The organism is Streptacidiphilus jeojiense (assembly GCF_000719095.1).
GTDB classification, from domain to species: Bacteria; Actinomycetota; Actinomycetes; order Streptomycetales; family Streptomycetaceae; genus Streptacidiphilus; species Streptacidiphilus jeojiensis.
Genome location: NZ_JOEH01000028.1, coordinates 1 through 21,096 on the forward strand (window position 1 = coordinate 1; position 21,096 = coordinate 21,096).

At 71.9% G+C, this 21,096-nt stretch carries 12 protein-coding genes and 1 pseudogene; 1 reads left to right on the forward strand and 12 read right to left on the reverse strand.

The window, feature by feature from the left end; translation table 11 throughout:
* Positions 1 to 99, forward strand: a pseudogene (locus IF29_RS0132045) (ATP-binding protein); the annotation flags it as partial.
* A gap of 93 nt (positions 100 to 192) precedes the next feature.
* Here the strand turns inward: IF29_RS0132045 and cimA are convergent.
* The 12 genes from cimA to IF29_RS0132105 all read right to left on the reverse strand — a co-directional run bounded on the left by cimA (position 193) and on the right by IF29_RS0132105 (position 21,064).
* Entirely contained in the window at positions 193 to 1,779 is a 1,587-nt protein-coding gene (gene cimA / locus IF29_RS0132050) for a citramalate synthase (RefSeq protein ID WP_030262282.1), read from the reverse strand.
* 427 nt (positions 1,780 to 2,206) lie between these two features.
* Complete coding sequence (locus IF29_RS0132055) at positions 2,207 to 3,316, reverse strand: branched-chain amino acid aminotransferase (RefSeq protein ID WP_030262285.1); 1,110 nt, start codon at positions 3,314 to 3,316, stop codon at positions 2,207 to 2,209.
* A 211-nt stretch (positions 3,317 to 3,527) separates the two neighbouring features.
* A complete protein-coding gene (locus IF29_RS0132060; RefSeq protein ID WP_030262288.1) occupies positions 3,528 to 4,571 on the reverse strand; it encodes a 3-isopropylmalate dehydrogenase in 1,044 nt (347 codons plus the stop codon).
* Between the two features lie 61 nt (positions 4,572 to 4,632).
* Positions 4,633 to 4,755, reverse strand: coding sequence for a hypothetical protein (locus tag IF29_RS48640; protein ID WP_269665057.1), 123 nt, complete (start codon positions 4,753 to 4,755; stop codon positions 4,633 to 4,635).
* 261 nt (positions 4,756 to 5,016) lie between these two features.
* The gene (gene serA, locus IF29_RS0132070) at positions 5,017 to 6,624 is read right to left on the reverse strand and encodes a phosphoglycerate dehydrogenase (protein ID WP_030262291.1); all 1,608 of its coding nucleotides are present in this window, start codon (positions 6,622 to 6,624) and stop codon (positions 5,017 to 5,019) included.
* A 262-nt stretch (positions 6,625 to 6,886) separates the two neighbouring features.
* On the reverse strand, positions 6,887 to 7,885 hold the full coding sequence (gene ilvC / locus IF29_RS0132075; protein WP_030262294.1) for a ketol-acid reductoisomerase: 999 nt from the start codon (positions 7,883 to 7,885) through the stop codon (positions 6,887 to 6,889).
* 224 nt (positions 7,886 to 8,109) lie between these two features.
* The gene (ilvN, locus tag IF29_RS0132080; RefSeq protein WP_030262304.1) at positions 8,110 to 8,634 is read right to left on the reverse strand and encodes an acetolactate synthase small subunit; all 525 of its coding nucleotides are present in this window, start codon (positions 8,632 to 8,634) and stop codon (positions 8,110 to 8,112) included.
* Between the two features lie 25 nt (positions 8,635 to 8,659).
* Positions 8,660 to 10,492, reverse strand: coding sequence for an acetolactate synthase large subunit (locus IF29_RS0132085; RefSeq protein ID WP_030262306.1), 1,833 nt, complete (start codon positions 10,490 to 10,492; stop codon positions 8,660 to 8,662).
* Positions 10,493 to 10,714: 222 nt separating this feature from the next.
* Positions 10,715 to 13,729 carry a putative bifunctional diguanylate cyclase/phosphodiesterase gene (locus IF29_RS0132090; RefSeq protein WP_051726298.1) on the reverse strand — a complete coding sequence of 1,005 codons (3,015 nt, stop codon included), beginning with the start codon at positions 13,727 to 13,729 and terminating at the stop codon, positions 10,715 to 10,717.
* Between the two features lie 314 nt (positions 13,730 to 14,043).
* Entirely contained in the window at positions 14,044 to 14,943 is a 900-nt protein-coding gene (locus IF29_RS0132095) for a 2-hydroxyacid dehydrogenase (protein WP_037597405.1), read from the reverse strand.
* A 10-nt stretch (positions 14,944 to 14,953) separates the two neighbouring features.
* Positions 14,954 to 17,968 (reverse strand): helix-turn-helix transcriptional regulator, encoded by a 3,015-nt coding sequence (locus tag IF29_RS0132100; RefSeq protein WP_332262567.1) that lies wholly within the window; start codon positions 17,966 to 17,968, stop codon positions 14,954 to 14,956.
* 72 nt (positions 17,969 to 18,040) lie between these two features.
* Positions 18,041 to 21,064 (reverse strand): helix-turn-helix transcriptional regulator, encoded by a 3,024-nt coding sequence (locus tag IF29_RS0132105; RefSeq protein ID WP_030262315.1) that lies wholly within the window; start codon positions 21,062 to 21,064, stop codon positions 18,041 to 18,043.
* Between the last annotated feature and the right edge of the window lie 32 nt (positions 21,065 to 21,096).

The window sequence follows — 21,096 nt, forward strand, 5'->3', positions numbered from 1 at the left end:
GACACCCCCGTCATCACCACCGACGCCCGCCGACGCGACAGCGCCAAATCCGCCCTCATCACCCTCGTCGAACACGCCCTACTCGCCCGACTCCGCTGATCCCGCCGATCATCCGGAGCCGGACGAACTGAGGGGCCGTCACGCGGTGCGTGACGGCCCCTCAGTTGTTCTCCGCCGCTTGGTCCTTCGCGGTCACGGCTCCAGGCCGGCGCGGAGCAGGCCGAAGGTGTACGCGTCTTCCAGCGCCTGCCAGGAGGCGCCGATCACGTTCTCGGCCACCCCGACCGTGGACCACTCGTCCTGGCCGTTGCTGGTGGTCACCAGGACCCGGGTCTGCGAGCGGGTACCGTGCTCGCCCTCCAGGATGCGGACCTTGTAGTCCACCAGCTCCAGCGCGGCCAGCTGCGGGTAGAACCGCTCCAGCGCCGCGCGCAGCGCCATGTCCAGGGCGTGCACCGGGCCGTTGCCCTCGCCGGTGGCGATGATCCGCTCGCCCTTGGCGTGCAGCTTCACCGTGGCCTCGTTGGCCTGGCTGCCGTCCGCGGCCTGCTCGACGATGGCGCGCCAGGACTCCAGGGCGAAGAAGCGCTCCCGGTTGTCGTTGATCTCGTCCCGCAGCAGCAGCTCGAAGGAGGCGTCGGCGGCCTCGTAGGTGTAGCCCTGGAGCTCGCGGGCCTTCACCGTGTCGACCACCCGGCCGACCGTCTCCCGGTCGGCGGAGACGTCGTAGCCGAGCTCCTTGGCCTTGAGCTCGACCGAGGCGCGGCCGGCCATGTCGGAGACCAGCATCCGCATGGAGTTGCCGACCAGGGCCGGGTCGGTGTGCTGGTAGAGGTCGGGGTCGACCTTGATGGCGGAGGCGTGCAGCCCGGCCTTGTGCGCGAAGGCGGAGACCCCGACATAGGGCTGGTGGGTGGAGGGCGTGAGGTTGACCACCTCGGCGATGGCGTGCGAGATCCGGGTCATCTCGGCGAGCCTGCCGGCGGGCAGCACCCGCCGGTCCAGCTTCAGCTCCAGCGCGGCGGCCACCGGGAAGAGGTTGGCGTTGCCGACCCGCTCGCCGTAGCCGTTGGCGGTGCACTGCACATGGGTGGCCCCGGCGTCGACCGCGGCCAGGGTGTTGGCCACCGCGCAGCCGGTGTCGTCCTGGGCGTGCATGCCCAGGCGGGCGCCGGTCTCAAGGAGGACGTCCGCGACGATGTCACGCACCCCGGTCGGGAGCATCCCGCCGTTGGTGTCGCAGAGCACCACCACGTCGGCCCCGGCCTGGTGCGCGGTGCGGACCACGGCGAGGGCGTACTCGCGGTTGGCCTTGTAGCCGTCGAAGAAGTGCTCGCAGTCGATGAACACCCGACGGCCCTGGGCGCGCAGGTACTCGACGCTGTCGCGGACCATCTCCAGGTTCTCGTCCAGGGTGGTGCGCAGGGCCAGCTCGACATGGCGGTCGTGCGACTTGGCGACCAGGGTCACCACGGGTGCGCCGGAGGCGACCAGGGCGGCGAGCTGGGCGTCAGTGGCGGCCTCGCCGCCGGCCCTGCGGGTGGCGCCGAACGCCACCAACTGGGCGTGCTGCAGCTGCAGCTCGTCGGCGGCGCGGGCGAAGAACTCGGTGTCACGGGGGTTGGCGCCGGGCCAGCCGCCCTCGATGAAGCCGACGCCGAAGTCGTCCAGATGCCGGGCGATGGTCAGCTTGTCGGCGACGGTGAGGTTGATGCCCTCGCGCTGCGCGCCGTCGCGCAGGGTGGTGTCGAAGACGTGGAAGTCGTCGCTGAGGGTCATTGCCTGGGGTCTCCTGTCCGGGGGCTGGTTGGCCCCCAGCAGGGTCTGCCTGCTGGGGGATCCGACTCCACTGTCCACCATCGCCGCGAGCTGCTCGCTTGTCGGTGTGCTCCCGGTGGGGAGCGCGTCGGCAAACAAAAAGACCCCTCGCGGGTGCGAGAGGTCTGCGCGCGGGTCATGTGACACGGTGTCCGTTCCTGCCACGGGTCTTACGTGGTGGAGCGGTCACTGCGGACCGGCGCGCCTGCTGCCAATAATGAGCGCGAGCGAGGACACCTGTGCAGTCTGGCACAGCACGGGGCCCTCCGGGGTACAGGTCTCAGCATTCGGGACCCCCCTCACTACCAAGGGGCGCGGGGAACTGCGCGACCAGCCCTCTACGGAGGTGCATGGTTGGCAGCGCAGTTCCCCGCGCCCCCATGGATCCCTAGGCGATTCGGTGCATCCAGTTGTGGGTGTCCTCGCGGTGGCCGGTCTGGAGCGCCAGCAGGGACTCGCGGAGTCGCATGGTGACCGGGCCCGGGGTGCCGTCGCCGACGGTCCAGTCGCCGCGGGCGGACTTGACCGAGCCGACCGGGGTGATCACCGCGGCCGTGCCGCAGGCGAAGACCTCGGTGAGGGTGCCGTCGGCGTTCCCGTCGCGCCACTCGTCGGTGGAGATCTTCCGCTCCTCGGTCGCGTAGCCGAGGTCGGCCGCGATGCTGAGCAGCGAGTCCCGGGTGATGCCCGGCAGCAGCGAGCCGGACAGCTCGGGGGTGACGATGCGGGCGTCCTCACCCTCGCCGAAGACGAAGTAGAGGTTCATCCCGCCCATCTCCTCGATCCAGCGGCGCTCGATCGCGTCCAGCCAGACCACCTGGTCGCACCCCTGCTGCGCGGCCTGGGCCTGGGCCACCAGCGACGCCGCGTAGTTGCCGCCGCACTTCGCCGCGCCGGTGCCGCCGGGCGCCGCGCGGACGTACTCCTCGGAGAGCCAGACCGAGACCGGCTCGACGCCGCCGGGGAAGTAGGCCCCGGCCGGGGAGGCGATCAGCATGAACAGGTACTCGCTGGCCGGGCGGACGCCCAGCCCCACCTCGGTCGCGATCATGAAGGGGCGCAGGTAGAGGCTGGCCTCTCCCCCGGTCGGGACCCAGGCCTGGTCCTGCTGGACCAGGGCCTCGACGGCGGCCACGAAGGTCTCCTGCGGCAGCTCGGCCATGGCCAGGCGGCGGGCGGAGGCCTGGAAGCGGGCGGCGTTGGCGTAGGGGCGGAAGGTCTGGATGCCCCCGTCCGCGGTGCGGTACGCCTTGAGGCCCTCGAAGATCGACTGGCCGTAGTGCAGGATCGCCGTGGCCGGGTCCAGCTCGATCGGTCCGTACGGGACGAGCTGGGCGTCGTGCCAGCCACGGCCCTCGGTCCAGCGGATGGTCACCATGTTGTCGGTGAAGTAGCGCCCGAAGCCCGGGTTGGCCAGGCGGGCCTGGCGCTCGGCGTCGGAGAGCGGGTGGGCCGAGGGCTTCAGCTCGATCTCGATGTGCTCGTTGGGGGAGGTCATGGCCGTTACGTCCTTCACCGTGTCGTCATGGCGGACATCCCCCATTGTCCGATGAGGGCGTCCAAGGTTGATAGTCGCATGTCCTTGTATCTCGCAGCCGAGCCGGTCCGGCGGTCCGGATACGCCGAAGCGGCCCGGAAGGCTCGTGCCGGTGTTGACCGGCAGTGCTGCTTCCGGACCGCTCGTGGAGGTCCTGCGCTGTGCCGGCGGGTCAGCCGGCTACTCGCGCCGCGAGGGCGTCGCCGACCTCGCTGGTGGATCGGGCCGGCTTGCCGACGCGCTCGGCGAGGTCCGCGGCGACCGCGGTCTCGATCCTCGCTGCCTCGTCGGTCAGGCCGAGGTGCTGCAGCAGCATGGCGACGGACAGCACGGTGGCGGTCGGGTCGGCCTTGCCCTGTCCGGCGATGTCCGGGGCCGAGCCGTGGACCGGCTCGAACATCGACGGGAATGCGCCGCTGGGGTTGATGTTCCCGCTGGCGGCGAGGCCGATGCCGCCGGTGACGGCCGCGGCCAGGTCGGTGATGATGTCGCCGAAGAGGTTGTCGGTGACGATCACGTCGAAGCGCTCGGGCTGGGTCACGAAGAAGATCGTGGCCGCGTCGACGTGCAGGTAGTCGGTGCTGACCTCGGGGAACTCGGTCGCGACCTGGTTGAAGATCCGGGTCCACAGGTGGCCGGCGTGGACCAGCACGTTGTTCTTGTGGACCAGGGTGAGCTTCTTGCGCGGACGGGCCTGCGCGCGGGCGAAGGCGTCGCGGACGACGCGCTCGATGCCGAACGCCGTGTTCAGGCTGACCTCGGTGGCGATCTCCTGCGGCGTACCGGTGCGCAGGGTGCCGCCGTTGCCGACGTAGGGGCCCTCGGTGCCCTCGCGGACCACCACGAAGTCGATGACAGGGTCGCCGGCGAGCGGGGAGGCGACGCCCGGGAAGAGCTTGCCGGGGCGCAGGTTGACGTGGTGGTCGAAGGCGAAGCGCAGCTTCAGCAGCAGCCCGCGCTCCAGCACCCCGGAGGGCACGGACGGGTCGCCGATGGCGCCGAGGAGGATGGCGTCGTTGTTCTTCAGCTCCTCCAGCACGCTGTCCGGCAGGGTCTCGCCGGTGGCGTGGTAGCGGCGTGCGCCGAGGTCGTACTCGGTGCTCTCCACCTTGGTGTCGGCGGGAAGGACGGCGGTCAGGACCTTGAGCCCTTCGGCGACGACTTCCTGGCCGATGCCGTCACCGGGGATCACTGCGAGGCGGAGTGTGCGAGACATGCCTGCGACCCTACTCCGGAGCCCAACAGGTGGGCAGTTGCCGTCCGGAATGTGGACTTCGCTACTGGTGGCCGGTGACGCCGCCGTTGTCGCGGCGGTCCAGGGCCCGCTGGAGGGCGGCCATGGCCTTGGCCCGGTCACTGGTCGGAGAGGGGCGGTTCTGCTGGGGGCGCGGCTGGTCCATGGGGGACTCCGTTTCGTGCGCGGAGGTTTCATGCGCGGAGAAAGGCGATGGAGGGCCGCGCGGGGATCACCCGCGACAGGGGCCGGTCGGAACTGGCCGAGGATACGGCGGATCGTCCGACATCCTCACGGTACGACAGTGGGCCGCGACTGTCTGCAGAACTACTTGGATTTCCTACTATCTGAGACGGAGCTCACCCGGACATACCAAAGCCCCGTCCGTCGCGGACCGCGACGGACGGGGCTTTGCGCAGCTCAGGGCTCAGGAGGCGCTGAGGTTCACCGAACGGGCGAACTTGGCGCCGATCTCAGCGGCGATCTCGGTCAGCAGCGGCTGCGGGATCTCACTGTCGACGGTGAGCGACACCAGGGCGTCGCCGGCCTCGTCGTCACGGGAGACCTGCATGCCCGCGATGTTGATACCGGCCTCGCCGAGGATCCGGCCGAGCGAGCCGACCACGCCGGGGCGGTCGTCGTAGCGGAAGAAGGCCATGTGGTCGGTGAGCACCACGTCCACGTCGAAGGTGTCCACGCCGACGATCTTCTGGACCCGCTTGGGGCCGGTGAGCGTCCCGGAGACGGCGACCTCGCGGCCGTCGGTCAGGGTGCCCTTCACGGTGATGACGTTGCGGTACTCGGGGCTCTCGCTGGTGGTGGTCAGCCGGACCTCGAGGCCGCGCTCCTGGGCGAACAGCGGGGCGTTGACGTAGGAGACCGTCTCGGCGACGACGTCCTCGAAGACGCCCTTGAGGGCCGACAGCTCCAGCACCTTGACGTCGTGCTGGGTGATCTCGCCGCGCACCTCGACGTCGAGGCGGACCGCGACCTCGCCGGCCAGGGCGGTGAAGATCCGGCCGAGCTTCTCAGCCAGCGGCAGACCGGGGCGCACGTCCTCGGCGATGACGCCGCCCTGGACGTTGACCGCGTCCGGCACCAGCTCGCCGGCCAGCGCGAGGCGGACCGACTTGGCGACCGAGATGCCGGCCTTCTCCTGCGCCTCGTCGGTGGAGGCGCCCAGGTGCGGGGTGCAGACCACGTTGTCGAAGGAGAACAGCGGGGAGTCGGTGCACGGCTCCTTGGAGTAGACGTCGAGGCCGGCGCCGGCCACCCGGCCCTCCTTGAGGGCGGCCGCGAGGGCCTCCTCGTCCACGATGCCGCCGCGGGCGGCGTTGACGATGCGGACGGTCGGCTTGACCTTGTGCAGCGCCTCGTCGCCGATCAGGCCGATGGTCTCGGGGGTCTTCGGGAGGTGCACGGTGATGAAGTCGGAGACCTCCAGCAGCTCGTCCAGCGACATGAGCTTGACGCCCATCTGCGCGGCCCGGGCGGCCTGGATGTAGGGGTCGTAGGCGACGATCTTCATGCCGAAGCCGGACATCCGCTGCGCGACCAGCACGCCGATGCGGCCGAGGCCGACCACTCCGAGGGTCTTCTCGGCCAGCTCGACGCCGGTGTACTTGCTGCGGGCCCACTTGCCGGCCTTGAGCGCGGTGTTGGCGGCCGGGATGTGCCGGGCGGTGGAGATCAGCAGACCGCAGGCCAGCTCGGCGGCGGTGACGATGTTGGAGGTCGGGGCGTTCACGACCATCACACCCGCCTTGGTCGCGGCGGGTACGTCCACGTTGTCCAGGCCGACGCCGGCGCGGGCGACGACCTTGAGCTTCCCGGCGGCGGCGATGGCCTCGGCGTCGACCTTGGTGGCGGAGCGGATCAGGATCGCGTCGACGTCGGCGATGGCGGGCAGCAGCTGGGCCCGGTCGGCACCGTCGCAGTGGCGGATCTCGAAGTCGGGGCCCAACGCGTCCACGGTCGCGGGGGAGAGCTCTTCCGCGATGAGAACGACAGGCTTGTGGGTGGGTGCAGCGCTCACGACAGTTGTCCTTACTGTCCGGATCTCCCCTGCCGCATGGGTGTGGGTGGCACCCGTGTAGGGGCGGCATGGTGGGAACGGTGGCATGCCGCGTTGGAGACGCACGACGCTGTGGGCCTGACGCGCAATCGGGAGTCTAGCGAGGGTTGGGCCTGTACCACGCGCCCCTGCGGAGGAATCACCCGCACGGGACCTTACGAACCGTACAAAGATGCGGGGGTGCCCGTTCCGGGACACCCCCGCAGCAGAGGTGGGGGGAAGCTTACGCTTCCTCGTCCACCCAGCTCATCAGCTTGCGGAGCTTCTTGCCGGTGGTCTCCAGCAGGTGCTCGCTGTCGGCCTTCTTGTACTCGTTGTACTTCGGCAGGCCGTTCTTGTACTCGGCGATCCAGGCGTTGGCGAAGGTGCCGTCCTGGATCTCGGCCAGGACCTGCTTCATCGCGGCCTTGGTGTCGGCGGTGATGATGCGCGGGCCGGTGATGTAGTCGCCCCACTCGGCGGTCTCCGAGACCGACCAGCGCATCTTCTCCAGGCCGCCCTCGTACATCAGGTCGACGATGAGCTTCAGCTCGTGCAGGCACTCGAAGTAGGCGATCTCCGGCTGGTAGCCGGCCTCGACCAGGGTCTCGAAGCCCGCCTTGACCAGCGCGGAGGTGCCACCGCAGAGGACGGCCTGCTCACCGAACAGGTCGGTCTCGGTCTCCTCGGTGAAGGTGGTCTTGATGACGCCGGCGCGGGTGCCGCCGATGCCCTTGGCGTAGGAGAGCGCCAGCTCCAGGCCCTTGCCGGTGGCGTCCTGCTCCACGGCCACGATGCACGGGACGCCGCGGCCCTCCTCGTACTGACGGCGGACCAGGTGGCCCGGGCCCTTGGGGGCGACCATGCAGACGTCGACGTCGGCCGGGGGCTTGATGAAGCCGTAGCGGATGTTCAGGCCGTGGCCGAAGAACAGGGCGTCGCCGGCCTTGAGGTTGGGCTCGACGACCTCCTTGTACACGTCGCCCTGGATGGGGTCCGGGACCAGGATCATGATGACGTCGGCCTCGGCGGCCGCCTCGGCCGGCGTGACCACGCGCAGGCCCTGCTCCTCGGCCTTGGCGCGGGACTTGGACTCCGGCAGCAGGCCGACGCGGACGTCGACGCCGGAGTCGCGCAGGGAGAGGGCGTGGGCGTGGCCCTGGCTGCCGTAGCCGAGGATCGCGACCTTGCGGCCCTGGATGATGGACAGATCGGCGTCGTCGTCGTAGAACAGCTCGGCCATCGCTGGCTTCTCCTTGCGGGGGGTTGCTTCGGTTAGGGACACCGTACGCCGGTCGGCGGCGCGCGGGTTTGCTTCTCGGATGCTGAGATTAGCGTCTCAGGGACGGTGCACGTGGGCGCGGGGTTCTCGCGCAGTTCCCCGCGCCCCTATGGGTCTGCAACTGGCTCAGTTGCAATCAGCCAGGGGCGCGGGGAACTGCGCGAGAACCAGCTACGGAGGATCAGTCAGGCGCTGCGGTCCAGCGCGCGGAGGGAACGGTCGGTGATCGACCGTGCGCCGCGGCCCACGGCGACCATCCCGGACTGGACGAGTTCCTTGATGCCGTACGGTTCCAGCATCTTGAGCATCGCCTCCAGCTTGTCGCTGCTGCCGGTGGCCTCGACCGTCACCGCGTCCGGGGAGACGTCCACGGTCTTGGCGCGGAAGAGCGTGACGATCTCGGTGATCTGGGAGCGGGTCTCGCTGTCCGCGCGCACCTTGACCAGGACCAGCTCGCGGCGGACCGCCGCGTCCGGGTCCAGCTCGACGATCTTTATGACGTTGACCAGCTTGTTGAGCTGCTTGGTGACCTGCTCCAGCGGCAGGTCCTCCACGTTGACGACGATGGTCATCCGGGAGATGTCGGGGTGCTCGGTCGGTCCGACCGCGAGCGAGTCGATGTTGAACCCGCGGCGGGAGAACAGCGCGGCGATGCGGGCGAGCACGCCTGGCTTGTTCTCGACCAGGACGGAGAGGGTGTGCTTGGACATGGTTCCTATTCCCTTGGTCGCTGGTCTAGTCGAGCTGGTCGCCGAAGTCCGGGCGGACGTCGCGCGCCGCCAGGATCTCGTCGTTGCTGGTTCCGGCGGCGACCATGGGCCAGACCATGGCGTCCTGGTGGACGATGAAGTCGATGACGACCGGGGCGTCGTTGATCGCCATCGCCTGCTGGATCACCGCGTCCAGGTCCTCGGGGCGCTCGCAGCGCAGCCCGACGCAGCCCATCGCCTCGGACAGCTTGACGAAGTCCGGGATCCGGGTGCCCTGGGCGGGCTGGGCGACGCCGTCGTGCTCGGGACCGCTGTGCAGCACGGTGTTGGAGTAGCGCTGGTCGTAGAAGAGGGTCTGCCACTGGCGGACCATCCCCAGCGAGCCGTTGTTGATGACCGCGACCTTGATCGGGATGTTGTTCAGGGCGCAGGTGACCAGCTCCTGGTTGGTCATCTGGAAGCAGCCGTCGCCGTCGATCGCCCAGACCGGGGTGTCCGGCATCCCGGCCTTGGCCCCCATCGCCGCCGGAACCGCGTAACCCATGGTTCCCGCCCCGCCGGAGTTCAGCCAGGTCGCCGGCCTCTCGAAGGTCAGGAACTGGGAGGCCCACATCTGGTGCTGGCCCACGCCCGCCGCGTAGATCGCGTCCGGGCCGACCAACTGGCCGATCCGCTCGATCACCTGCTGCGGGCTCAGCATGTTGTCGGGGGCGGCGTCGTAGCCGACCGGGTAGGTCTTGCGCCAGCCGTTGAGCTGCTGCCACCACTCGGTGTAGTCCGCCGTGGTGCCGCCGGCGAACTCGGCCTGGACGGCCTGGATCAGGTCGGCCAGGATCTCCCGGGCGTCACCGACGATCGGGACGTCGGCGGTGCGGTTCTTGCCGATCTCGGCCGGGTCGATGTCGGCGTGGACGATCTTGGCGTGCGGGGCGAAGGTGTCTAGCCGGCCGGTGACCCGGTCGTCGAAGCGGGTGCCGACCGCGAACAGCAGGTCGGCCTTCTGCAGCGCGGTGACGGCGGCGACGCTGCCGTGCATGCCGGGCATGCCCAGGTGCTGGTCGTGGGTGTCGGGGAAGGCGCCCAGCGCCATCAGCGTGGTGACCACCGGGGCACCGGTCAGCTCGGCCAGGATCCGCAGTTCCGCGGTCGCACCGGACTTGATGACGCCGCCGCCGATGTAGAGGACCGGGCGCTTGGAGGTGGTCAGCAGCCGGGCGGCCTCGCGGATCTGCTTGGCGTGCGGCTTGGTCACCGGGCGGTAGCCGGGCAGCTGGTGCTCCGGCGGCCAGCGGAACACGGTCCGGGCCTGCAGCGCGTCCTTGGCGATGTCGACCAGCACCGGTCCCGGGCGGCCGGTGGCGGCGATGTGGAACGCCTCGGAGATCACCCGCGGGATCTCGGCCGGGTCGGTGACCAGGAAGTTGTGCTTGGTGATCGGCATGGTGATGCCGCAGATGTCCGCCTCCTGGAAGGCGTCAGTGCCGATCGCGGCGCTGGCGACCTGCCCGGTGATGGCGACGATCGGCACCGAGTCCATGTAGGCGTCGGCGATCGGGGTGACCAGGTTGGTGGCGCCCGGGCCCGAGGTGGCCATGCAGACCCCCACCTTGCCGGTGGCCTGCGCGTAACCGGTGGCCGCGTGGCCCGCGCCCTGCTCGTGGCGGACCAGGATGTGACGGACCTTGACGGAGTCCATCAGCGGGTCGTAGGCGGGGAGGATGGCACCGCCGGGGAGGCCGAACATGGTCTCGACACCGACGGCTTCGAGCGAGCGGATGAGCGACTGGGCCCCGGTCATGGGCTCGGCGACGGGGGACGTCTCGCCTCGCTGCGGGGCGGCGGCTGCCTGCTCAGTCATCTGCTGATTCCTTCTCGGAGGGGTACGTGGCGGGGTTGCGGACTTCGGGGCGTGGGCAACAAAAAACCCCTCGTGCCCGTGGGCATGCGAGGGGTGGCGCGTCGACCTGAGTGATTCCGTGGACCGGGTGAGACCGGAGTCCTGCGGATCAGCCGACGCGCCCGCCAAGTACGAGAATTCGGGTGCTCATGGCTCGACCTTCCTCCGGCGGTGACCGGGGTGTCAAGCCGGTGGGATCGATGTCTCATCATGCGGACCGAGGCCGAGATGACTGCCACGGGAGCGTCCTTGCTGGTCAGAGTTGGTGCGGGGGTGGCCGGGGCGATGAAGCCGCAGGTCACTGCGGGACTCACCCGAAGGGTGGACGAGCCGCTGCGACCCCTCCGCCGGGGCATCGGGAACGTCGAATCCGGGGCCGCAGAGTACCGCGTCCAACTCCTCCTCGGGGAGCGGGCCGGAGAAGTACCGGCCCTGGCCGCGTTGGCAGCCGAGCCGGCGCAGCAGCGCCGCCTGGGCCGCCTGGTCGACGCCCTCGGCCGCCGTGGTGAGGCCCAGCTCCTGTCCCAGCCGGAGCACCGAGGTGGTCAGGGTCTGCAGGAACGCCGACTCGACCAGCCCCTCGACCAGACCGCGCTCCACCTTGATCATGTCGACCGGCAGCAGCCGGAGCCCGCTGAGCGGGGCGCCCGGACCGCCGAACCCGTCCAGGGCGAGCCCGATGCCGAGTTTGCGCAGCGCGGTGAGCCGACGGACCAGCTCGTCGGAGTGGTGCGGCCGGCCGTCCGCGGCCTCACCCTCGGTGATCTCCAGGAGTAAGGACTCCGCGGGCAGGCCGCTGCGCAGCAGCATGGCCTCGATGGTCTCGCACAACCCCGGAACGGCCAGTCTGCGGGCCGAGAGCCGGACCGCCACCGGCAGCTGGGACACCGTGGCGCCCAGCCGCTCCCGGCGCTCCCTGGAGAGCTGCAGCGCCTGCTCGACCATCCAGCGGGTGAACCGCGCCGCCCGGTCGCCGCCCTCCGAGGCCCGCTGGAACTCGGCCGGGGTGAGCAGCAGCCCCTGCGCCGAGCGCCAGCGGGCCTGCGCGGACAGCGCGACCACCTCACCGGAGCCCAGGTCGACCACGGGCTGGTGCAGCAGGGCGAACTGGCCCTCGCGCACGGCGAGCCTGAGCCGCTGCTCCAGCTCGGTGCGGCGGTGCAGCTCGGTGCGCAACTGCGGGTCGTAGACGGCGACCCGGCCCTTGCCGTTCTTCTTGGCCCGGTACATCGCCAGGTCGGCGTTGCGCAGCAGCCGGGCCGGGGTGATGCCGGGCTCGGCGAAGGCGATGCCGATGCTCGCGGCCACGCCGAGCTCCTCGCTGCCGATCCAGTACGGCGCGGACAGGGCCGCGCGCAGCCGCTCGGCGACCTCCGCAGCCTGCTCCTGGTCGAGCCCCACCAGCAGTACGGCGAACTCGTCGCCGCCCAGCCGGGCGACGGTGTCCCCGGAACGGACGGTGTCCTGCAGCCTCCGGGCCGCCTGGACCAGCAGTTCGTCGCCGACCTGGTGCCCCGCCGTGTCGTTGACGGCCTTGAAGCCGTCCAGGTCGAGGAAGAGCACCGCGACGCCCTCGGCGGCGGGCATCCGGTTCAGCGCCGTCCTGCCGCGGTTCAGGAACAGCGCCCGGTTGGGCAGGTCGGTGAGCGCGTCGTGGAACGCGTTGTGCTCCAACTGCGCCTGCAGGCGCACCCGTTCGGAGACGTCCCGGCAGTTGAAGATCAGGCCGTCGCGGTAGCGGTTCACCGTGGACTCGACGTCCAGCCACTCCCCCGCGCCGGAGCGCACCCGGCACTCGATCCTGGCGGTCGGCTCCTGGGCGGGGCTCTGCGCCAGGTAGCGCTGCACCTCCCAGAGGACGTGCCCGAGGTCGTCCGGGTGGACCATCTCCGGCAGCCGGGTGCCCACCAGTTCCTCGGCCGGGCGGCCGTAGACGCCGGTGGCGGCGGGGCTGACGTAGCGCAGCACGCCGTCCGGGTCGGCGATCATGATGACGTCGCTGGAGCCCTGGACCAGCGAGCGGAAGTGGTTCTCCTGGTGCGACAGCTTCTGCGCCAGCGACAGGTTGTCCAGCAGCATGATGCCCTGGCGCAGGATCAGCGCGAACACCACGGTGCAGGCGACGATCAGTACGAAGCGGTCCAACTGGCGCTGTGCGAAGGCGTTGTAGATCAGGCCGGCGGTGCAGACCGCGGCGGCGGCGTAGGGGGTCAGCGCGCTGAAGGTGGAGGCGACCCTGGTCCGCCCGCCGCCGGGGGCGGCGGCCCCGCCGTTGCCGCTGGGCCTGGCCCAGGGGGCCCAGGCGAGCAGCATGCTGCCGGTGAACCAGCCGGCGTCCAGCAACTGGCCGGAGTGGTAGGCGTCCCGGAGCGCCTGGCTGGTGAACAGGGCGTCGCAGAGCACGGTCAGCGCCAGCGCCACCATCGCCGTGTGCACGGCCGCCCGGTTGCTGTCGCGGCTCCGGAAGCGCAGCCCCAGCACCATGCTGACCAGCAGGATGTCCAGCACCGGGTAGGCCAGCGCCATCGACAGCCGCAGCGGGCTGCCGGAGTCGCCGTGGGCGGTGCGCGCCAGCGCGAGGCTCCAGCTCAGCGTGAGCAGCGAGCCGGCGATCAGCCAGCCGTCCAGGGCGAGACAGAGCCAACCGGCCGCGTTGCGCGGGCGTTTGGCCAGCAGCAGCAGGCCGAGGATGGCCGGCGGGGCGAACATCAGGAAGGCGTAGTCGGCGATGGAGGGGGTCGGGATCGGCACCCGGAGCACCACCTCGTACCAGCCCCAGACGCCGTTGCCGACGGCGACCATCAGTGAGGACAGGCCGAAGCAGAGCCAGGCCGGACGGTGCCGGCCGGCGGCGGTGCAGCTGTAGCCCAGACAGGACAGGGACGCGGTGAGCGCGGCACCGGAGAGGCCGAAGTCCCCCATGAAGTCGGCCAGGCCCGGGGAGCCCCAGCCGGAGGCCGAACCGATCAGATAGCCGAGGCACAGCAGCAGGATGAGCAGCCTGGGCAGCCGGGAGGCCGGACCCGGCTGCGGCGCCTCCTCGCGCGGCTCCTCCGCCTCGTACGCGGAGAGGCTGCCCGACAGCAGCCCCGGCGGGTCGAGGTCGGAGACGGACGCGACGGGGTCCTGCACGCTGAATCTCGGCACGGAATGCTCCTCGGCCCAGGGTGGGCCGGGCAGCACGGTCTTGGTACTCATACCGGTAACTCCCCCTCCGGCCCCGGTCGCGGGCGGAGCAGCGATGCGGATCGCTCCGTACCGGCTCTCCCGGTCGGGACCTTACACCACTCTCGTCACTCTACGACATCCATACTCAACTCAGAGTAACTGAACGCGCTGGGAAGGCTCTGCGGGATCGGTGGGGACGGCCCGGAACCAGCCGAATGGCCAGGCGCGTGGGGGTGTTGGGGGCGCAAGGGGGGCGCGGAGCGAGGCATGTGCCGCGACGCCTGCCACCGTAGCTGGTTCTCGCGCGCGCCTTTCGTCAAGCAGAGCCTCGCGCCCCCAGAGGCCTAACGGCCGAAGGCGGCGAGTTGGGTGGTCAGGAGGCGGAGGGCGCGGGGGAGGAAGGCGGTGCTGGGGCCGCCGACGTGAGGGGTGATCAGGGTGTTGGGGGCGTGCCGGAGCGGGTGGTCGGCGGGCAGCGGCTCCGGGTCGGTGACGTCCAGGGCCGCGCCGATCCGGCCGGTGTCCAGCTCGGCGAGCAGGGCCTTGGTGTCGACGACAGCGCCGCGCGCGACGTTGACCAGCAGCGCGCCGTCCTTCATCCGGGCCAGGAACGCGGCGTCGGCGAGGTGCCGGGTCTGCTCGGTCAGCGGCACCAGCAGCACCACCACGTCCGCCGCCGGCAGCAGCGCCGGAAGCCCGTCCAGGGCGTGCACCGGGCCGAGCGGCTCGGAACGCGCACTGCGCGCCACCCGGACGATGTCGCACTCAAACGGCAGCAGCCGTGCCTCCAGGGCCGCGCCGATGGAGCCGTAGCCGACGATCAGGACCGTGCGGTCGGCCAGCGCGGGGCGGAAGTGCTGGTTCCAGACCCCGTCGGCCTGGTCCCTGACGAACTGCGGGATGCCGCGCAGCGAGGCCAGGATCAGCGTGACCGCGAGTTCGGCGGTGCTGGCGTCGTGCAGGCCGCGGGCGTTCTGCAGGGTCACCCCGGCCGGCAGCCGCGGCAGCACGTCGTCGACGCCGGCGGTGAGCGTCTGCACGGTGCACAGTGCGGGCAGCCGCGGGAACAGGGCGGTGGCGGCCGCATGGTGCATGTAGGGGAGGCAGTAGAACTCGACGCCGTCGAGCACCCGCTGCTCCGGTGGCGGTCCCCCTCCGTCCCAGACGGCGATCTCGTCGGCGCGGACCCCGGCGGGCAGCGTGCCGAGCTGCTCGGGCGGATAGGGCAGGAGGTAGCGGGCCATGACCGCGAGGCTATCGCGGGCCGACCAGTCGGAGCCGGTGGGCCAGCGCGGCGGCCTCGCCGCGCCCGGTCACCTCCAGCTTGGCCAGGATGTTGGAGACGTGAACGCTCGCCGTCTTCGGCGAGATGTACAGCTCCTCGGCGATCTGACGGTTGCTCCGCCCCAGCGCCACCAGCCGCAGCACGCCCAGCTCACGCGGCGTCAGATGGAAAGCGGCGGGACCCGGCTCGAGTTGCTCCGGCTCCGCCGCGGCCCGCTCGGTGCGCAGCCCGGCCCGTTCCAGCAGCAGCCGCACGGACTGCTGCAGCCCGTGCTCCCCCTGGCGCTCGGCCAGCTCCAGCGCCTCGTCGGCGGCCGCGGCCGCCGGGCCGCGCTGCCCCTCGACGGCCAGCCGTTCCGCCGCCCGGTACAGCGCCATGGCGCGCGCTCCCCGGGATTCCAGCCCGGCCACCGCTTCCGCCGCGGCCAGCCACATCGTCGCGGTGTCGCTCCGTTCGGCGCGGGCCAGTTCGGCCGCCAGCATCGATCCCCAGGGGGCCGCGAGCGGATGCTGCCTGCTCAACCCGGCCGCCGCGGCCCGGATCCGCTGCAGCGTCTCGGGCCGGCCCTGGGCCGACCCCGGCAGTTCGTAGCCGTCGGCCTCGGCCGCCGCGGCGTGGAACAGCAGCGGATAGGCGTGCCGCTCGTAGCCCCGGTCCAGGCCCTTGTCCAGTACGGCGGACAGCTCGGACCTGGCATCGCCGAAACGGCCCTGCCGGCAGGCGATCCGCACCGCCAGCAGCGCCGTCGGCAGGTACTTCTGCGGCTGCCAGTCGGCCTCCAGGGCGCGGGCTGCCTCCAACTGCTCGGCGGCGTGCGCGGTGTCCCCGCGCATCAGCGCCAGATCGCCGCGCAGCCGCTCCAGGAAGTCGCGGTGCGCCTCCCGTCCGGAGCCGAACGGCTCCTCGGCGAGCAGCCTCCCGGCCTCGTCCAGCCGCCCCAGCGACAGCAGTGCCTCGGCCAGGTTGCCCAGCATGATGGTGCCGCTGTAGGCCGCCATCCCGTTCAGCCTGATCAGTTCCAGACCGGCCCGGGCGGCCTCGGCCGCACGGGCGGACCGGCCCTCGGCCTCGTAGTGGTGCGAGAGGTTGATGTACACCCGGGACTGGAGCTCCATGTCACCGGTGGCGGCGGCGTCCTCGATCAGGTCGGCGAAGGCGGCGTCGGCCTGCTCGTGGTCGTCGAAGATCCGGTGCAGGCTGCCCAGGGTGAGCCGGGCGTGCAGTTCGGTGGTGCGGGCGCCGACCGCGCGGGCCACCTCGACGGCCCGTCGGGCCGTCTCCAGGTCCTCCCTGCGGGCGTCGTCCAGGGTGCCTTCGACGGCCAGCCGGTTGAGCAGGTCGGCGAGGACGGCGGTGGGCGGTCCTTCGCCGACCAGTGCCAGGGCGCGGTCGATGTCCTCCCGGGCGGTCCCGCCGGAGCGGTAGCGGACGGCACGGCCGCGCTGCATCAGGAACCAGGCGGCCCGCTGCGGGTCCTCGGTCTCGTCCACGATCCGCAGCGCCTTCTTGATGAAGCGCAGGCCCCGGTCGTGCTCGCCGCTGTACATGGCCGCGACGGCGGCCTGGGCCAGCAGGTCGGTCGTCCGCAGCCGGCCGCATGAGTGCCCGCCGCCGGGCGGGCAGGTGCAGCGGGGGTAGGTCGAGTCGGTCGACTCGACACCGGTCAGACCCGCGAGGACCTGCTCCGGCACGTCGTCCCACAGGTCCAGGGCCCGCACCAGCATGCGCAGCTGCTCGGCGAAGGCGTTGCGGCGGCGCGCGTGCAGACCCGCCTCCAGGGCGGCCGGCAGCGCCAGCGCCGCGTCGCGGGCGTGGTACCAGTAGTCGGCGAGACGGGCGGCCCGCTGGTCGGCGGCGACCAGCTCCGGGCGCTCGGCCAGCACGCCGGCGTAGCGGCGGTTGATCCGGCTGCGCTCCCCCGGCATCAGGTCGTCCGAGACCGCCTCGCGCACCAGGGCGTGGCGGTAGCAGTAGCCGTCCAGGTCGGCGCTGGGCTGGATGATGTTGGCGCCCACGGCGGTGCGCAGGATCTCGGTGAGTTCGTCCTCGGGATGTCCGGCGACCGCGGCCAGCAGCCGGTGCTCGACCGCCGAGCCACCCTCGGCCAGGATCCGCAGGATGCCCTGGGTCTCCTCCGGCATCGCCTCGACCCGTACCAGCAGCAGGTCGCGCAGCGAGTCGGTGAGGCAGCGGCCGGCGCCCTGCTGCTCGGAGGCGGCGAGCTCCTCGACGAAGAAGGGGTTGCCCTCGGAGCGGTCGTAGACCCACTGGACCAGGTCCTCGCCGGGCACCCGGGGGTGCAGGATGCCGGCCAGCTGGCGGGCCACCTCGGCCCGGCCCAGCCTGGGCAGTTCGAACCGCTGGACGGTGCGGAGCCGCTCCAGCTCGGCGAGGTAGGGCCGGACCGGGTGGCGCCGGTGCAGGTCGTCGCTGCGGTAGGTGGCCAGGAGCACCACCCTGGCCCCCTGCAGGGTGCGGACCAGGTAGGCGAGCAGTTCCCGGGTGGAGCGGTCGGACCAGTGCAGGTCCTCGACGGCCAGCACCAGGGTGCGGTCCACCGTCAGCCGTTCGAAGAGCCGCGCGGTGTGCTCGAACAGCCGGGCCCGGGCGAAGGCGTCGTGCGCCTCGGGCGGGGCCTCGCCGAAGTCCGGCAGCAGCCGGGCCAGGCTGCTCTCGTAGCCCTCGGCGGCCCGGTCCAGCTCGACGCCGAGCTCCCGGTGCAGGCGGCGCAGGATGCTGGCGAACGGCGCGTAGGGCAGCCCCTCGGCGCCGACCTCCAGGCAGCCGCCGACCGAGACCAGGGCGCCGCCGGACAGCGCCGCCCGCTGGAACTCCTCCAGCAGCCGGGTCTTGCCGACCCCGGCCTCGCCGCCGATCAGCACGGCCTGCGGCAGCCCCGCCCCGGCCCGGCGCAGCGTGTCGTCCAGCGCCGCGAGCTCGGAACTGCGGCCGACGAACCGGGGGCTTACCGATATCCGCTCCACGGCCCCGAGCATCGCACATGCCTCCGACAGCGCCGCCTGATTTTCCCCGTGCACCTGGTACCGATGGGCCGATCAGGCGCCGACCGGCACCAGGCGCAGCCGGTGCGCCAGGGCGGCGGCCTCGCCGCGCCCGGTCACCTCCAGCTTGGCCAGGATGTTGGACACATGGACGCTCGCCGTCTTCGGCGAGATGTACAGCTCCTCGGCGATCTGACGGTTGCTCCGCCCCAGCGCAACCAGCCGCAGCACCGCCAGCTCACGCGGCGTCAGATGGAAGGCGGCGGGCTCCACCGACGGCTCCGGCTCCGCGGACTCCGCCGCCCGCAGTCCGGCACGGTCGGCGAGCTGCCGCGCCGACGCCTGCATCCGTACGTCGCCGTGCCGGGCCGCCTGCTCCTCGGCCCGCCGCAGCAGCGCCGCCGCCTCGGACCGCCGCCCCTGCAGCGCCTCGGCCTCGGCGGCCCGCAGCAGCGCCAGGTCCAGCGGGTACGGGAGTCCGAGCGGCTCCAGCACGGCCGCCGCGCGGAGATACGGCTCGGCCTGGAAATCGCCCTCGGCGCGGGCGAGTTCGGCGTCCAGCAGCAGGGCGAACCCGTCCGCCAGCGGCCAGCCGCGGAGCAGCTGCGAGGCGGCCGCGCGCACCTGCTCCAGCACCGCGGGCCGGTCGGCGTCCAGGGCCGGGAGCCCGCGCGAGTCGGCTTCGGCGGCCGTGGCGTGCAGCAGCAGCGGCCAGACGTAGCGGGACTTCCCGGAGGGGAAGCCCTCGCCGACGGCGGCCAGCAGCTCGGACCTGACCCCGTCGAAACGGCCCTCGGCGGCGGCCAGCCGGATCGCCAGCTCGGACACCGGCAGCCAGCTCTGCGCACGGCCGCCGACCAGCTCGGCCCTGGCGTTCAGCAGCTGCGCGGTCGCGGCCGGGAGGTCGTCGCGCAGCAGCGCGATCAGACCGCGGAGCCGGTTCAGGAAGCCGCTCTCGGTCGGGGTGCCCAGTTCGTGCGAGACGGCGTCGAGCAGCCGCTGGGCCTCGTCCAGCCGCCCGAGGGAGATCAGCGGCTCGACCCAGTTGCCCTGCAGGATCGAACCCGAGGCCCCCAGCAGGCCGTTGGCCCTGGCCATCTCGCAGCCCTCGCGGGCCGTCGCCTCGGCCTGCTCCGAGCGGCCGAGGCCCTCGTAGACGTCCGAGAGGTTGACGTAGGCGCGGGACATCAGGTCCGGTTCGTGCAGCTCGACCGCGCGGCTCAGCACGTGCTGCAGCTCGGCCAGGCCCTCGGCCTCGCGTCCCAGGATGACCTGGAGCGTGCCCAGGGTGACCCGGGCGTGCAGTTCCACCGGCTCGTCGCTGATCTGGCGGGCGATCCCGATGGCCCGCTCGGCCAGGGCGATGTCCTCCGGTTCGGGCCAGTCGACCATGTCGCAGGCGGCGTACCGGGCGAAGACCTCCGCCTGCACCGCGTTCGGCGGACCGTTCTCGACCAGCGCGCGGGCCTTGGCCAGATCGGCGCGGCCGTTGTCGCCGGCGTCGAAGAGGAACTGGACGCGGGAGCGCTGGCCCCAGAACCAGGCGGCCCGGGACGGGTCGGTGGTCTCGTCGATATGACGCAGCGCCAGCTTGCAGAGGTTGAGGCAGCGTTCGCGCTCCCCGCAGAGCCGGGCGGCGACGGCGGCCTCGGCGATGACGTCGACGTAGCGCAGCCGCTCGCAGCACTCCCCGTTCGGGTCCTCGTCGCAGCTGCAGGCCGGATAGGACTCGGCGTAGTCGGCGGGGCGCAGATCGGCCAGCACCTCCTCCGGGACCCGGTCCCACAGCTCCAGCGCGCGCTCCAGCATCTGCAGCTGCTCGGCGAAGGCGTTGCGCCGCCGGGCCTCGCGGCTCGCGTCCAGGGCGGCCGGCAGGGCGCGGGCCGGATCACCGGCGCTGTACCAGTAGTTGGCCAGCCGGGTGGTCCGCTCCACGGCGGGCACCAGCTGCGGCTGCTCACTGAGGACCGTCGCGTAGCGCCGGGTGATCCGGCCGCCCTCGCCGGGCAGCAGGTCGTCGGCGACGGCCTCGCGGACCAGGGCGTGCCGGAAGCGGTAGCCGTCACCGTCCGGGGTGGGGCGCAGGATGTTGGCGTCCACCGCCGCGCGCAGGGCGCCGATCAGCTCGTCCTCCGGCAGCGGCAGCACCGCCCGGAGCAGCCCGTACTCCACCGCCGAGCCGCCGAGCGCGAGGGCCCGCAGCACGGACTGCACCGCCTCGGGCAGCGCTTCGACCCGGACCAGCAGCAGATCGCGCAGCGACTCGGTGAGCCCGGTGGAGCAGCCGCCCTGGTAGCTGGCCGCCAGCTCCTCCACGAAGAAGGGGATGCCCTCGGAGCGGAGGAAGATCCTGGACACCAGCGCCGGGTCGGGGGTGTCCGCCAGGATGCCCAGCAGCTGGTCGGCGACCTCGGCGCGGCCCAGCCGCGGCAGGTCCAGCCGCTGCACCGTGCGCAGCCGCTCCAGCTCGGCCAGGAAGGGCCGTAGCGGGTGACGGCGGTGCAGGTCGTCGCTGCGGTAGGTGGCGACGATGACCAGCCGCGAGCCGCGCAGCGAGCGCAGCAGGTAGACCAGCAGTTCCCGGGTGGACCGGTCGGACCAGTGCAGGTCCTCCAGGGCCAGCACCACGGTGCGGTCCGCGGTGAGCCGTTCGAAGAGCTGGGCGGTGTGCTCGAACAGCCGGGCCCGGCCGAACTCGTCGTGGGCCTCCGGCACCGCGTGGCCCAGCTCCGGCAGCAGTTGCGCCAGCCGGCCCTCGCTGCCCGCCGCCGCCTGCTCCATCTCGACGCCCAGCTCGTGGTGGAGCGCGCGCAGGGCGGCGGCGATCGGCGCGTACGGCAGGCCGTCCGCACCGATCTCCACGCAACCGCCGACGGCGGCTACGGCCCCCCGCGCCGTAGCCGCACAGACGAACTCCTCCAGCAGCCGGGTCTTGCCGACCCCGGCGTCCCCCGCGATGAGCAGCGCCTGTGGCTGCCCCTCCCCCGCCCGCTGCAGCGCCGTCGAGAGCTCCGCCATTTCGGCGGAGCGGCCGACGAACACGGGACTCACCGATATGCGCTCCACATCACTGAGCATCGCACACGCCTCCGACAGTCCGGGGGCGTCGG